The organism is Ureibacillus suwonensis, from assembly GCF_042655065.1.
Taxonomy (GTDB): Bacteria; Bacillota; Bacilli; order Bacillales_A; family Planococcaceae; genus Ureibacillus; species Ureibacillus suwonensis.
In genome coordinates, this window is the sequence record NZ_JBHSNQ010000040.1 from 21,945 (window position 1) to 36,384 (window position 14,440).

Genomic DNA, 14,440 nt, shown 5'->3' on the forward strand with positions numbered 1-14,440 from the left:
AAGGGGGAATTTGTTATGGCAAATGTATCAACAGTAAAAAATACAAATTTATCAAAAGAAAAAAAGGAAGTATCCATAAAAAAAGAGAAAAGCGTTTCCATAAATTACGACAAAATCAATCATATGGATTCTTTCAACAAGTTTGTAAGAAAGAAAAAAGCCTTTTTATTCGGTACAACTGGGATATTTTTGTTCCTCTACATCTTATTGCCAATTTTAGCGTTCACACCTGTATTACAACAGAAGTGGATTGGCAACATTACTGGTGTTTGGGTTTATTCTGCCGGCCTTTTCGTCATGACAGTGGTGCTTTGCGCTTTATATACAAAAATGGCACCAAAATTCGATCAAATCGCTGCTGATGTTTTACGCGAATATGAACAAGGTGGTGCAGAGTAATGAATTTAGTGACAGTAATATTCTTCTTGGGAATTGTAGGTTTGACATTGGTCGTAACGTATGTTGCCGCCAAACGCACATCTTCGGCCAGTGATTTCTATACAGCCGGCGGCGGATTAAAAGGTTGGCAAAACGGGCTAGCCATTGCCGGTGACTATTTATCGGCAGCTGCGTTTTTAGGGGTATCCGGTGCGATTGCGCTAACCGGATTCGATGGATTCTTCTTCTCTGTCGGGTATGTTGTAGCAAACTTGGTGCTTCTTTACATTATTGCTGAACCAATGCGCAATCTGGGACGTTACACATTGGCGGACATGTTGACTGCCCGTTTCACGGAAAAGCGCATCCGCGGCATCGCAGCGACTTCCACGATTACAATCGTTATCCTTTATATGATTGCCCAACTTGTTGGTGCAGGGGCTCTCATTAAATTATTGTTCGGCATTGATTATTGGTTGGCCGTGATTATCGTCGGCGTCATGATGACAACATACGTATTGTTTGGCGGAATGACTGCCACTTCCTGGGTGCAAATTATCAAAGCCTGCCTGTTATTGTTCGGTACAACAATATTGGCATTCTTAGTATTCTGGAAATTTGATTTTAGTTTAATGAAAATGTTTGACACCATCTCCACTCAACACGGGGATCAATTCTTAGTTCCGGGAATCAAATATACTTCCATGATCGATTCTGTATCGATGATGATGGCGTTGGTATTGGGAACATCCGGCCTGCCGCATATTTTAATGAGATTCTTTACGGTAAAAGATGCGAAAACGGCCCGCACGTCCATTTCTTGGACAACTTGGATTACGGCCATTTTCTTCTCATTGACAATTTTCTTGGGATTCGGTGCAATGCACTTTGTCGGTATTGACGTGATCAAGGCGGAAAACGCCGCCGGAAATACGGCAGCTCCACTATTGGCGGAATATTTGGGCGGCAACATTCTATTATCATTCGTTGCAGCCGTTGCATTCGCCACAATTTTGGCGGTAGTGTCCGGGTTGGTATTGACTGGCGCTTCTGCAATTTCCCATGATATTTATGGAGAAATTATCAAAGACGGAAAATTGACTGAGAAACAACAAGTATTGGCAGCCCGTATCGGTTCCATTTCAATTGCCGTGATTTCAATCATTTTGGCGCTGTTTGCCCAAAGCTTAAACGTTTCATTCCTTGTGTCATTTGCTTTCTGCATTGGCGCATCAGCCAACTTGCCGGTGATTTTATATACAATCTACTGGAAAAGATTCAATTCAAACGGGGTTATTGCTGCAATGGCAACAGGTTTGATTTCCTGCTTGGTATTGGGGGCATTGGGACCAAACGTATGGAGCCCAGTGGAAGGCGCGGCAATTTTTGTCGGCGATCCATTAGTTCCTCTTTCAGTTCCAGCCATCATTACTATTCCTTTAGGCTTTATCGCTGGATATTTGGGTACTGTACTCACTTCAAATAAAGCGGAAGACGCCGAAAAAATCTACAATGAAATCCGCGTTAAAGCGAATACCGGCGTTGCAGTATCCGAAGTATCACATCATTAATATTAAATAGTAGATTTTCATACCAAACACACCATTTTTTCACAAGAAATGGTGTGTTTTTTTGCATTGATTCACATTTTTCAATCGTGTTGCAGAAAAACTGTGCAAAAAGTATAAAATTTCGGAATATAATTTCTTTTTCTCAATATATAGACAATCGTATAAATAGCATTTATAGTGTATAAATATGCAATCCAAATTAAATGAGGGGTACTTATGACAAAAAAATTCAATCCATATATATGGTTTCTTTTTATATGTCTTTCAATATTGGGAATCTGTTTATTTATTATTCCGGTGGGCACGCCGGATGGACTTAAAGTTCCTGTTGCAATTTTTGCCAATGGACTTTCGGCTAAAGTCGTTTCTTTTATCCACTGGTTTGCGTATGTAGTGTTTATTATTGCAGCCGTTGGATCGATTGTGATGCACTTTGTACCGCAATCAGGGAAAGTGACGATTTTTGATGCGTTATTCCGCACCCGTTTGTTTTGGACGATCATGCGGGTTTTGGCGGTGATTTTTGCGACATTGTATTTGTTCCAAACCGGGCCGGAAGCGTTCACAAGCGAAAATACAGCCGGTTTGTTATTGAATCCGGATGGCGGCTTGGTGACGATGATGTTTTCGTTATTCCTGTTTGCCGGGTTGTTGCTGCCCCTTTTAACGGATTTCGGATTATTGGAATTTTTCGGCTCCATGATGGTGAAAATCATGCGTCCGATTTTCAAAATACCTGGACGGGCAGCCATCGACTGTTTGGCATCATGGGTTGGCGACGGTACCATCGGGGTCCTTCTAACTAACAGACAATATGAGGAAGGAAACTATACAGCACGGGAAGCGGCGGCCATTGCGACAACGTTCTCGGTCGTTTCCATCACCTTCTGCTTTGTGATTGTCGAGACGGCTGGGCTCAGCCAATATTTCTTGCAGTTTTACGGGACAGTCATTTTGGTTGGGCTGATTTTGGCGGTGATTATGCCGAGAATTTATCCTTTGAGAAATAAACCGGATACGTATTTCGACGGTTCTTCCCCCGAAGCTCACCGTGAAGATATTCCAAAAGGCTTTAATGTGTTTTCTTTCGGTCTGCAAAATGCGTTGGAAAAAGCCGAAAGCAATAAAAATTTATTGAAGGTCATTGGCTCCGGCTTTAAAAATGTGCTGGAAATGTGGTTTGCGATTACGCCCGTCATCATGTCATTCGGTACGATCGCCTTGATTCTTGCGGAATATACAAGCTTCTTTAAAGTGTTGGGAATGCCGTTTGAACCGATTTTACAGTTGTTCCAAATTCCTTTTGCAGATGATGCGGCCCAAACGATGATCATCGGCTTTGCGGACATGCTGCTTCCATCAATCCTCGGAGCAGGAATCGAGTCGGAATTGACGCGCTTCTTCATTGCAACGGTCTCCGTCACTCAATTGATTTACATGTCTGAAGTCGGCGGTTTGATTTTAGGTACAAAACTTCCATTAAAATTATGGGATTTGTTCGTCATCTTTTTAATCCGCACAATCATTTCGATTCCGATTGTCGCCCTTATTGCCCACCTCATTTTTTGACACGGTTAACACCATTTTCCTTTGTGAAAATGGTGTTTTTTTATTGTTTATACCATGAAAACGCTTTAACGATTTAAACAAATAAATTTTTTTCTTTTTTTATTGAGATTTCCTTGATTTTTTTGAAAGCTGTCTTTAGACTATTCTGTATATTATTTATATCCAAAAAGTTTTTTCTGAAAATTCGCATACATAATCGGTAGTATTTTGTGACAGTGTTAATAAATTTCATAAAATATCGAATCTTATGTTAAAATATATTAATGCTGAATGCTCATGGAGGTTTAAAATAAAATGGAAGTTGCTGATAAAAGTTTTACAGTGGAGAACATTTTAAAAGCACAACATCAGTTGAAAGATGTCGTCACTCACACACCATTGCAAAAGAATGAATATTTGTCTGAAAAATATGGCGCCAATATTTATTTAAAACGCGAAGATTTGCAATCAGTGCGCTCCTTCAAACTGCGGGGTGCCTATTATAAAATAAAAAAAATCGAAAATGAAGCACGCGCACGGGGCGTCGTTTGCGCCAGTGCGGGCAATCATGCCCAAGGTGTCGCCTATTCCTGCTCCCATTTAAAAATTAAAGGGACTATTTTTATGCCGCTCACCACACCAAAGCAAAAAATCGATCAGGTGCGCATGTTCGGCCGCGATTATGTGGAAATTGTGCTTGCCGGCGATACATTTGACGATTCCGCCAATGCGGCAATGGATTACTGCTTGGAACATGAGATGATCTTCATCCATCCATTTGACGATTATGATATTATCGCAGGACAAGGGACGGTCGGCGTGGAAATTTTAAATGATATCGATGAGCCCCTTGATTTTGTGTTTGGCGGAATCGGCGGTGGCGGACTCATGAGCGGAGTGGCTGCCTATATTAAAAACATTTCGCCAAATACGAAAGTGATCGGCGTGGAACCGGAAGGCGCTCCAAGTATGAAAGCCGCCTTTGAAAACGGAGGCCCTACCACTTTGGAAAAAATCGATAAATTCTGCGACGGTACAGCTGTTCAATGTGTCGGGCAAAAAACCTATGAAATTTGCCGCAAATATTTGGACGATATTATTACAGTGCCAGAAGGAAAAGTAAGTACAACTATCCTGGATTTATATAATAAACACGCCATCATTGCAGAACCATCCGGTGCATTGCCGGTGGCCGCCCTTGATCTCTATGCGGATCATTTGAAAGGAAAAACGGCCGTCGCCATCATCACCGGCGGTAACAACGATATCAGCCGCATGCAGGAAATCAAAGAAAAGTCCTTATTATATGAAGGATTGTTGCATTACTTCATCGTCAACTTCCCTCAACGGGCGGGAGCGTTGCGTCAATTCTTGACTGTGGTTCTTGGTCCGAATGACGATATCACCCGTTTTGAATATACAAAGAAAAACAACAAAGAAGAGGGACCTGCATTAGTCGGAATCGAAATAAGCAAACCGGAAGATTATGAAGGCTTGATCGACCGCATGCGCGTCAATGGTTTTGAATTTAAAGAAGTGAATAAAGACAGCACACTATTTGGATTGTTGATTTGATCATGGCAAAACCCGGGCGAAAAAGAGCTCGGGTTTTTTTAGGAGAAGATATTTTTATCTTTAGATTTTGTGACAATATCACCTGATTTTGAGAACATATTCCCCATTTTTGTGACAATATCGACAGGAGATTTCTATCGGAATGATTGTTTCCACTCCTAAATGTTTTAGAGATGATATAAACTCCCCCTCTCTTTTCCCCTTGCTGCTGAAGAGGGAGTTTTCTTCATAAGCTGTTCTTGATGGAATGTTGAAAAAACGGCCAAATTCTGCATCCGTAATCCAAGGTTTAATTAATAATGCATCATCATGCAAAGACTCGATTATCACCTCTTTGTCCTTATAATTGCATTTCGGGGAAAATCTTCATAATCCCCCTCCCTTTCCCGCAACCGCAAAAAGTGCTCCAAAAATGATTTTTGGACTCCAAAAAACCTTGAAAATCAGCACTTCCTCAATCCTTTCAAAAATAAAAAACCAACCCTTGTTCCCAAGAGTTGGTTTCTAAACTGATCCAATCACCCCAACAATGTTCGGTCAGTGGTCATTTTTTCACCACGGATTCGTTCGAATTCCGCCATTAAGTCAGGGATTGTCAAGTTTGGTTTTTGCTCTTCATCCACTTCCAAGATAATTTGCCCTTTATCCATCATAATCAATCGGTTCCCCAAATCGATGGCCTGTTGCATGTTGTGGGTTACCATCAACGTTGTCAAATGATTTTCTTCCACCAATTGCTTTGTCAAATTTGTAATCAATTCCGCCCGGGAAGGGTCAAGGGCTGCCGTGTGTTCATCAAGCAATAAGATGGACGGTTTCGTAAAAGTTGCCATCAACAAGGACAAGGCTTGTCTTTCCCCGCCGGACAATAAACCGACCTTTGCATTTAACCGGTTTTCCAAATTCAAATGCAATTTTTCAAGAGCCGTGCGGAAGAAATCACGACGCTCCCGGTTCACCCCTAAACGCAACGTGCGTTTGGCATTTCGTGCATAAGCGATGGCAAGATTCTCTTCAATCGTCATCGTTGGCGCCGTCCCTGCCATCGGGTCTTGGAAGACGCGTCCAATAAAATGGGAACGCTTATATTCGGGCAAACCCGTTACATCTTTTCCATCAATCCATACTTTTCCGACGTCCGGTGTCAACACTCCGGAAATCATGTTCATCATCGTCGATTTTCCGGCACCGTTACTTCCGATGACCGTTACGAAATCTCCCGGTTTTAAATGGAGATTGATATTTTTCAATGCCACTTTTTCATCCGGAGTTCCTTCGTTAAAGATTTTTGTAATGCCTTCCAGTTTAAGCAAATTGTTCGCCCCCCTTTCTCCGTTGTTGATGTCATATTTTTGCCTGGAGCCGTTTCGCTTTCCGCTTCTTATCTTTTTGCTTTTCGATCATTTGCGGAACAATCAATGCCAAGATAACGATAATCGCCGTAATCAACTTCATATCACTTGCATCGAGGAATTGGATCCGCAACGCGAGCGCCAGCACAATACGATAAATAATAGCCCCGATCACGACGGCAAACGTTGTGCGCATGATGGATTTCGTTCCAAAAATCGCTTCCCCAATAATGACAGAGGCAAGACCCACTGTAATCATCCCAATACCCATTGTGGCATCGGAGTATTTGGAATATTGGGCAATTAGCGCACCGGCCAATGCGACAAGCGCGTTGGAAAGCCCAACCCCCAAAATGATCAAATGATCCGTATTTGCCGAAAAGCTGCGAATCATCCGTTTGTTATCCCCTGTCGCACGAATGGCAAGTCCCACTTCTGTTTTCAAGAACCAGTCGACTACCAACTTCAGTGCGGCTGTCAGGATGATCATGATAAATAGGATTCCCCAAGTTTTCGGAAGTGTGCTTACTCCTAAACCCGAAAGGAGATTATTTAATGCCGAATCAATCCCTAATGGTTCCCAGAATTTTAAAAACTGCGTGAAGATGGTTTCACTGTTCAGGAGGGGAACGTTCGGAAGGCTCGTTGCATTTTCATTTGAGAGACCCATGATTCGCAGGTTTACGGAATAGAGGCCAATCATCATAATGATACCGGCAAGGAGCGGATTAATGTTCCCTTTTGTATGTAATAAACCAGTGATGCATCCTGCTATAAATCCTACAACAATTGCAGCGAGCGTAGCCAAAATGGGATGATACCCCAGCACGATCATCGTCGCAGCCGTGGCCGCACCCGTTACAAAACTACCATCTACCGTTAAGTCCGGAAAATCTAACACTCGGAATGTTAGATACACTCCGAGTGCCATAATCGCGTAGATGATTCCTTGCTCAACTGAACCGAACATTGCTGCAAACATATTGAATCATCTCTCCTAACATGTCGAAATTCATTATTTTTCTGTTTCTACAAGCTCTGCTTTCCACTCTTCTTTCACTTCAAGGCCAAGTTTTTCAACAGCATCTTTATTCATTACCAATTTCAATGTCGCTGGATATTCTGCAGGAATATCTGCCGGTGTCGCTTCACCTTTCAAGATTTTCACAGCCATTTCGCCAGCTTGGTAACCGATATCGTAGTATTCAAAGCCAAATGCCAACAATCCGCCGCGTCTTACAGAGTCAAATTCTCCGACAACAAGCGGCAATTTGTTGCTGTCTGCTACTTGAATTACAGATTCAAGAGCGGATACCACTGTGTTGTCTGTGATGATATAGAAGGCATCCACTTTGCCGATCAAAGATTCCGCTGCCTGCTTGATTTCTGAACTTTGTGCCACTGTTGCGGATTCAACTTTCATTCCCAATGATTCCGCAATTTCTTTCACTTGGTTCACTTGTGCCACGGAGTTTTGTTCACCGGCGTTGTAAACCATACCCACTTTTTCAACGCCCAATTCATTTTTCATGAATTCCACCGTTGTTTTGATTGCATCTGGATGCAAGTCGATTGTACCAGTCACGTTAGCGCCAGGAGATTCGATGGAATCGATCAATTGAGCTGCAACCGGATCTGTTACGGACGTAAACACGATTGGAATATCGGATGTTACGTTTTTCGCAGCTTGTGCAGATGGAGTGGAGTTCGCAAAAATCAAATCTACTCCCGCATTTGCTAGATTTTGTGCAATTTGTGTATTCAAACTGTTATCGTTTTGCGCAATTTGATAATCATATTCAACTTTTAGTCCCGCATCTTTCAACGCATCCTGGAATCCTTGGTATGCCGCATTCAAAGATGGGTGTTCAACGATTTGTGTAACACCAATCTTGTAAGTTTTTGTTTCTTCCGTCGCTTCTTTATCTTTGCTGTCACCCGAGTCAGATGTATTGTCATTACCGCCGCCGCAAGCAGCTAGAAGCAATAATAAACCAAACAATAAAAATGATAGTTTTTTCATACTACTTTTCATCAAATTCCCCCCGATATTCTTTAAAATTTCTGACTATTTCTAACATAAATTTTCGCTTTATTCGAATAAAGCGAAGTTTAACGTTATATTACATTTTCATAAAAGAACAGTCAATAACATTAGGAATGTTCTGAATTCAAAAATATTCATTTTATTCTTTCAATAATAACAATTTAACGCTTTAAACCAGTAAATTACGTGGGTTTTCCAGAGAAAATGTTATATAAAAATAATGAATATTTTGTGAAATAACCGTAAAATTTTTTTATGATAAAAAGCACCTATATATAAGGTAAATTATTCCAACACTCAATTTGCTTCTTTCTCCCGAATGTAATATAATGTTTTTTTGTGTGTTCAACACACCGTGGTTCGCGAAATCCCACGATAAAAAACTAAGGAGTGAAAAATAATGAAACCAAAATTCATGGCAGTAACCGCGATTATTGCCGCACTTTATATTGCCGTAACCTATACGCTGTCTTTTTTGAGCTTCGGCGATATCCAATTTCGCATAGCCGAAATCTTCAACCATTTGATCGCTTTCAACCCCCGCTATATGTTAGGGGTTGTTTTGGGGGTGTTCATCTCAAATCTGTTTTCACCCCTTGGCTGGTTTGATTTGGTGTTCGGGGTGGCCCACTCCGTTATTTGTTTGACGATTTTGATCATCGTGGGCAAATTTGTGAAAAACGTCGTTGTCCGCATGTTGATCAACTCATTTGTCTTCACCTTCATGATGTGGATCATCGCCTTGGAATTGAAATTGGCGTTGGAGTTACCGTTCTGGCTTTCATGGCTGACTACAGCCGTCGGGGAGGCAGTTGTATTGTTAATTGGCATACCAATCATGAAATTGCTGGACAAACGATTGGATTTCAAACATCTGATCGATAAGTGATATCAACCCGGGGTGCAGGGATATGCCCCGGGTTTTGTGTTTCTTTTTCATGAAATTGCGTGAATATTATTGACATTCATACAATTTCTGAATAAAATAGTCATCAATTAAATTGTTCGTGGCGGAGAAAGGCTGTGGAAGCACAGCACCGCAACGAGTTGAGTTGAGCCTGAGTTTAGTAGAGAATAGCCGAGCCAAAATTGATGAGTAAGGAAAAGTAACGAACTGTGCATCGCTTAAGAGAGCCAGTGGACGGTGAAAACTGGCGCATGCCATTCGTGAATGGGCCTTACGAGAGCAACTGCGCAAGTGGTTGACGTCTTTCCCTCGTTATCGGGAAGTGCCCCACACAGCTGGGCACACTGAGGTGGAAGTAGTCGTTACTTCAACAGAGGTGGCAACGCGGCAGCACGGTCGTCCTCTGCAAATGGGATTTCACGCCCGTTTGCAGAGGTTTTTTTATTGCGGCTATTCTATCTAAACTTCAAATTTATCAAATTTGGAGGATGATAGAATGAACATTCAAGCTTTTACAAAACGAGTTCAGCAAAAGGAAAATTTGCCCTACGATGAAATGATTCAAGCGGTGGAAATCATCTTTGACGACGAAACGCCAAAAGAAGCCATTGCGGAATTTTTGCTGGCCCTCCGCGAAAAAGGAGAAACAGCCGAAGAAGTTGCCGCCCTTTCCATCGTGATGAGATCCAATGCAATCAAAATTCCTGTTCCGGAAGGGACTTATATAGACAATTGCGGTACCGGCGGCGATGGTCTGCAAACTTTCAACATCAGCACCACTTCCGCTTTTGTGTTGGCAAGCAGCGGCGTGAAAGTGGCAAAACACGGCAACCGTAAAATTTCCAGCTCTTCCGGCAGCGCCGATGTTCTTCAGGCATTGGGCATCCATACAGATTTTACAGTCGAAGAATCCGTCCAATTGTTGAAGCGGGAAGGCATCGTTTTTCTTTACGCCCCTGCCGTTCATCCGAAATTGAAACGCATCGGTGAAGTTCGGCGGGCCATCGGAAAACCGACAATTTTTAACCTGGTCGGTCCATTGACAAATCCCGTGGACTTGGACAGTCAGCTCGTCGGCATTAACCGGCCGGATTTTGTCGAACACTATGCGGAAGTGTTGCGCATTTTAGGACGGAAACGCGCAATTGTTGTATCGGGATCGGAAGGGATGGATGAAGCTTCCCTCGATCATCGGAACCGCTCCGTGCTGCTTCTGAATGGGGAAATTAAACCATTGGCGATCAACATTGAAGAATTGGGATTGCAACCCGCATCCATCACCCATCTCCGTGGCGGTACGCCGGAAGAAAATGCGGAAATTTTAAAAGATTTATTAAGAGGAAAACGCACGCCTTATTATGATGCAGTCGTTTTGAATGCGGCGCTCGGTTTCTTCGCTTATGGCGCCGTTGATTCTCTGAAAGATGGCGTCTGCATGGCCCGCGATGCCATCGAATCCGGACGCGCTTACGAGAAACTTGAAGCAGTCGTTGAATTCAGCCAAAACATCATAAAGGAGCAAACATTCTGATGACGATTTTAGATACGATTATTGAACATAAAAAATCCATCCTGCCTCAATTGAAAAGAACAACGCCCGACTTGAACGCGCCAATCAAAAAGCGGCCATCGTTGTACGAGACACTCAAAAAATCGGACACTTTGCAAATTATCGCTGAAATGAAGCGCGCCTCCCCTTCCAAAGGCATCATCAATGCGGATGTGGACCCGGTGGAACAGGCGAAGCGCTACGAAAAGGCAGGGGCCGCCTGCATTTCGGTATTGACGGAAGAAAAATATTTCAAAGGTTCTTTTGAGGATTTGGCGGACATTGCAAGAAACGTCCATCTCCCTATCTTAAATAAAGATTTCATCATCGATAAAGTTCAGATCGACTATGCCCTTCATGCCGGTGCATCCGTCATTCTTCTGATTGTAGCCGCTTTGGATGACGAAACGTTGGCCGGATTGCATGAGTACGCAACAAACCTGGGTCTTGAAGTTCTGGTGGAAGTGCACAACGAAGAAGAATTGGAGCGTGCCCTCCGCATTCAACCAAAACTTCTTGGCGTCAACAACAGGGATTTAAAAACATTCCATGTGGATTTGGCCCAAACGGAAAAGCTTGCAGAAACCATCAACCGTTATCCGGACATCGCCTTCATCAGTGAAAGCGGCATTTTTGAAACAGCGGATGCTGAGCGGGTGGCGAACGCCGGTGCGCGGGGAATCCTCGTCGGTGAATCATTGATGAGAAGCGGAAATCCGGAAGACACGTTAAGATCGTTTCAAATCCAACTTCCGGCGTTAGAGGATGTAGAGCGATGACGAAGGTGAAAATTTGCGGGTTGAAAGAAGCGGTGCATGTACTTTGTGCCGTCAATGCGGGAGCTGATTTTGTAGGCTTTGTGTTTGCGCCGAGCAAGCGGCAAATTTCCATTGAAAAAGCCCGGAAACTGGCGAAACTGGTGCCGAACCACGTGAAAAAAGTGGGCGTCTTCGTCAATCCCACTGAGAACGAAGTGAGAGAGGCTTTTGAAAACGTACCGCTCGATTATGTGCAATATCATGGCAATGAAGATCCGGCCTTTATTGAACAATTGGGCTACCCTTCCATCAAAGCCTTTTCCATTCGGGATGAGGAAGATGTGAAGAAAGCCGGCAAGTTTAACGTAGATTACTATTTGTTCGATGCACCCGGAACGGACTACGCAGGCGGAAGCGGAAAAGTATTTGACTGGTCGCTTTTGGATCAACTTTCCATCCCAAGGGAGAAAGTGATTTTGGCAGGTGGGCTTAATGCTTCAAACGTGCAAAAAGCCATCGCCACCGTCCGGCCTTCCGCTGTGGATGTATCGAGCGGTGTTGAGCAAAATGGCGAAAAAAACGGCGAACTGATCCAATCCTTCATCCAAGCCGTAAAAACTTCACAACAAACCGTAAAAGGAGCTAACTGATATGACGACTACAATCAAAGGCAAATTCGGCCGTTTCGGCGGACAATTTGTTCCGGAAACATTGATGACCGCTTTACAAGAACTGGAAGAAGCCTATGAACATTATAAACATGACGAGTCCTTCCAACAGGAACTCCGCTATTATTTAAAAGACTATGTCGGCCGGGAGACACCCCTCTACTTTGCGGAACGGCTGACGGAACATTGCGGCGGCGCCAAAATTTATTTAAAACGGGAAGATTTAAACCATACCGGCGCACATAAAATCAACAACGCCCTCGGCCAGGCATTGCTCGCCAAAAAAATGGGCAAGACGAAAATCGTGGCGGAAACAGGTGCCGGCCAACACGGTGTGGCAACGGCAACCGCCTGCGCCCTGCTTGGTATGGAATGCGTCGTCTTCATGGGGGCTGAAGATGTGAAACGCCAGGCGCTGAACGTATTCCGAATGGAACTGTTGGGCACAAAAGTGGTTGCGGTTGAAAAAGGATCCAGAACGCTGAAAGATGCGGTGAACGAAGCCTTGCGCTACTGGGTGACAAACGTGGAAACAACCCATTACATCTTAGGTTCCGCCATGGGGCCACATCCCTTCCCTACCATCGTTCGCGATTTTCAGAGAGTCATCGGGGATGAAACGAAAAAACAAATTTTAGAAAAGGAAAACCGCCTTCCGGATGCGGTTGTCGCCTGCATCGGCGGCGGCAGCAACTCCATCGGCATGTTCCATCCTTTTGTGGAAGATCAAGAAGTTGCCTTGTACGGTGTGGAAGCTGCAGGAAAAGGGTTTGAAACCGGCAAACACGCAGCCGCCATCAACGGCGGGAAAACGGGCGTACTGCACGGGGCTTATATGTACTTATTGCAGGATGACAACGGATTTGTGCAGGAAGCCTACTCCATCTCAGCGGGCCTTGACTATCCCGGGGTCGGCCCGGAACATTGCTATCTGCATGAAACCGGCCGCGCAAAATACGTGATGGCAACGGATGAAGAAGCCCTTGCGGCAGTGAAACTTCTATGCCGGACAGAAGGAATCCTCCCTGCCCTTGAGAGCGCCCATGCCGTTCACTATGCAACGGAACTGGCTAAAACGATGGATAAAGATCAAATCATCGTCGTTTGTTTATCCGGCCGCGGTGATAAAGATGTGCACACAATCTACGATGCCTTTGGAGGTGACTTGGCATGAGCCGAATTACAGAAGCGATTTTAGAAACAACCCGCCAAGGCCATAAAGCGTTTATTCCCTACATTATGGCCGGTGATGGTGGACTTGAAAAGTTGAAACCCACCATCTTGAAATTGCAGGAACTCGGCGTCACGGCCATTGAAGTGGGCATCCCTTTCACCGATCCGGTCGCGGATGGACCGACGATTGAAGAGGCTGGCATGCGGGCATTGGCGAAAGGCGTGACATTAAGAAAAGTGCTTGAAACCCTTGCCGCTTTTGCAGAGGAAATTACCGTTCCATTGGTGGCGATGACATATTTAAATCCGGTTTTGGCCTACGGAATTGGCGAGTTCGCAAAAGATGCTTATGATGCAGGGATTCGTGGCGTTATCATTCCGGATATGCCCCTGGAGGAAAGCGGCCTTGTCCATCCTTCCTTGAAGGCAGCCGGCATCGATTTAGTGCAGCTTGTTTCATTGACAAGTACGCCGGAGCGGATCGAAAAATTGACCAAAGCGAGCGAAGGATTCATTTATGCGGTGACGGTCAACGGAATCACCGGCGCCCGCTCCACTTTCGAAGGAGATTTGGAGAGCCATTTCAAAAAAATCCAGAGCTATACCGATACCCCGGTGTTGGCGGGTTTCGGCATCTCCACTCCTGAACACGTGAAGCAATTCGGCTCCTTTGCAAGTGGCGTCATCGTGGGAAGCAAGATTGTCGACTGTTTGACCAAAGATGATTGGGATACGATTGAACACTTGGTGAAAGCTTCGAAGACGGTTCCTCTGGCTTAATGATTGGCGGTTTTTATGGCAATATTGACACTTTTTGTGACGATATTGCCATGTTTTGTGGCATTATTGACAGGTTTTGTGGCATTATCGACAGCCTTCTTATATTTTCCCTATTGAATTTCATGACTTATCTG

13 protein-coding genes, 1 riboswitch and 1 other annotated feature are annotated in these 14,440 nt (G+C 44.0%); of the genes, 10 read left to right on the forward strand and 3 right to left on the reverse strand.

Features of this window, described 5'->3' with window-relative positions; translation table 11 throughout:
- Positions 1–15: 15 nt before the first annotated feature.
- From ACFPOH_RS03955 to ilvA, 4 genes are all read left to right on the forward strand, one after another.
- Positions 16–399, forward strand: coding sequence for a DUF485 domain-containing protein (locus tag ACFPOH_RS03955; protein ID WP_390308878.1), 384 nt, complete (start codon positions 16–18; stop codon positions 397–399).
- Complete coding sequence (locus ACFPOH_RS03960) at positions 399–1,949, forward strand: solute symporter family protein (protein ID WP_342580882.1); 1,551 nt, start codon at positions 399–401, stop codon at positions 1,947–1,949. Before ACFPOH_RS03955 ends, ACFPOH_RS03960 begins: the two co-directional genes overlap by 1 nt.
- Before the next feature lie 216 nt (positions 1,950–2,165).
- The gene (locus ACFPOH_RS03965; protein ID WP_342580881.1) at positions 2,166–3,518 is read left to right on the forward strand and encodes a YjiH family protein; all 1,353 of its coding nucleotides are present in this window, start codon (positions 2,166–2,168) and stop codon (positions 3,516–3,518) included.
- Between the two features lie 294 nt (positions 3,519–3,812).
- Complete coding sequence (gene ilvA, locus ACFPOH_RS03970) at positions 3,813–5,072, forward strand: threonine ammonia-lyase IlvA (protein ID WP_342470384.1); 1,260 nt, start codon at positions 3,813–3,815, stop codon at positions 5,070–5,072.
- 518 nt (positions 5,073–5,590) lie between these two features.
- On the opposite strand, the gene ACFPOH_RS03975 is transcribed toward ilvA, so the two are convergent.
- From ACFPOH_RS03975 to ACFPOH_RS03985, 3 genes are read right to left on the reverse strand one after another with little or no spacing between them, the layout of a single operon-like run.
- Positions 5,591–6,385 carry an ABC transporter ATP-binding protein gene (locus ACFPOH_RS03975; protein ID WP_342470385.1) on the reverse strand — a complete coding sequence of 265 codons (795 nt, stop codon included), beginning with the start codon at positions 6,383–6,385 and terminating at the stop codon, positions 5,591–5,593.
- A 31-nt stretch (positions 6,386–6,416) separates the two neighbouring features.
- On the reverse strand, positions 6,417–7,406 hold the full coding sequence (locus tag ACFPOH_RS03980) for an ABC transporter permease (protein WP_342580880.1): 990 nt from the start codon (positions 7,404–7,406) through the stop codon (positions 6,417–6,419).
- Between the two features lie 33 nt (positions 7,407–7,439).
- The gene (locus ACFPOH_RS03985; RefSeq protein ID WP_342470387.1) at positions 7,440–8,459 is read right to left on the reverse strand and encodes an ABC transporter substrate-binding protein; all 1,020 of its coding nucleotides are present in this window, start codon (positions 8,457–8,459) and stop codon (positions 7,440–7,442) included.
- 361 nt (positions 8,460–8,820) lie between these two features.
- A riboswitch (PreQ1 riboswitch) is annotated at positions 8,821–8,864 on the forward strand.
- A 7-nt stretch (positions 8,865–8,871) separates the two neighbouring features.
- On the opposite strand from ACFPOH_RS03985, the gene ACFPOH_RS03990 reads away from it, so the two are divergent.
- From ACFPOH_RS03990 to trpA, 6 genes are all read left to right on the forward strand, one after another.
- A complete protein-coding gene (locus tag ACFPOH_RS03990; protein WP_342470388.1) occupies positions 8,872–9,360 on the forward strand; it encodes a QueT transporter family protein in 489 nt (162 codons plus the stop codon).
- Positions 9,361–9,554: 194 nt separating this feature from the next.
- Positions 9,555–9,785: a binding site (T-box leader), on the forward strand.
- 89 nt (positions 9,786–9,874) lie between these two features.
- Positions 9,875–10,909, forward strand: coding sequence for an anthranilate phosphoribosyltransferase (gene trpD / locus ACFPOH_RS03995; protein ID WP_342580879.1), 1,035 nt, complete (start codon positions 9,875–9,877; stop codon positions 10,907–10,909).
- On the forward strand, positions 10,909–11,706 hold the full coding sequence (gene trpC, locus ACFPOH_RS04000; protein ID WP_390308879.1) for an indole-3-glycerol phosphate synthase TrpC: 798 nt from the start codon (positions 10,909–10,911) through the stop codon (positions 11,704–11,706). Before trpD ends, trpC begins: the two co-directional genes overlap by 1 nt.
- On the forward strand, positions 11,703–12,335 hold the full coding sequence (locus ACFPOH_RS04005) for a phosphoribosylanthranilate isomerase (protein WP_390308880.1): 633 nt from the start codon (positions 11,703–11,705) through the stop codon (positions 12,333–12,335). Before trpC ends, ACFPOH_RS04005 begins: the two co-directional genes overlap by 4 nt.
- A 1-nt stretch (position 12,336) precedes the next feature.
- Entirely contained in the window at positions 12,337–13,527 is a 1,191-nt protein-coding gene (gene trpB / locus ACFPOH_RS04010) for a tryptophan synthase subunit beta (RefSeq protein ID WP_342470392.1), read from the forward strand.
- Positions 13,524–14,306: a tryptophan synthase subunit alpha gene (gene trpA, locus ACFPOH_RS04015; protein ID WP_342470393.1), complete on the forward strand. Its 783-nt coding sequence runs from the start codon at positions 13,524–13,526 to the stop codon at positions 14,304–14,306. Before trpB ends, trpA begins: the two co-directional genes overlap by 4 nt.
- The last annotated feature ends 134 nt before the right edge of the window (positions 14,307–14,440 follow it).

Coding starts and splice junctions, on each gene's coding strand:
- trpA (WP_342470393.1), top strand. CDS start 13,524: ATGAGCCGAATTACAGAAGCGATTTTAGAAACAACCCGCCAAGGCCAT.
- ACFPOH_RS03980 (WP_342580880.1), bottom strand. CDS start 7,406: ATGTTTGCAGCAATGTTCGGTTCAGTTGAGCAAGGAATCATCTACGCG.
- ilvA (WP_342470384.1), top strand. CDS start 3,813: ATGGAAGTTGCTGATAAAAGTTTTACAGTGGAGAACATTTTAAAAGCA.
- ACFPOH_RS03955 (WP_390308878.1), top strand. CDS start 16: ATGGCAAATGTATCAACAGTAAAAAATACAAATTTATCAAAAGAAAAA.
- ACFPOH_RS03990 (WP_342470388.1), top strand. CDS start 8,872: ATGAAACCAAAATTCATGGCAGTAACCGCGATTATTGCCGCACTTTAT.
- trpC (WP_390308879.1), top strand. CDS start 10,909: ATGACGATTTTAGATACGATTATTGAACATAAAAAATCCATCCTGCCT.
- trpB (WP_342470392.1), top strand. CDS start 12,337: ATGACGACTACAATCAAAGGCAAATTCGGCCGTTTCGGCGGACAATTT.
- ACFPOH_RS03965 (WP_342580881.1), top strand. CDS start 2,166: ATGACAAAAAAATTCAATCCATATATATGGTTTCTTTTTATATGTCTT.
- ACFPOH_RS04005 (WP_390308880.1), top strand. CDS start 11,703: ATGACGAAGGTGAAAATTTGCGGGTTGAAAGAAGCGGTGCATGTACTT.
- trpD (WP_342580879.1), top strand. CDS start 9,875: ATGAACATTCAAGCTTTTACAAAACGAGTTCAGCAAAAGGAAAATTTG.
- ACFPOH_RS03960 (WP_342580882.1), top strand. CDS start 399: ATGAATTTAGTGACAGTAATATTCTTCTTGGGAATTGTAGGTTTGACA.
- ACFPOH_RS03985 (WP_342470387.1), bottom strand. CDS start 8,459: ATGAAAAGTAGTATGAAAAAACTATCATTTTTATTGTTTGGTTTATTA.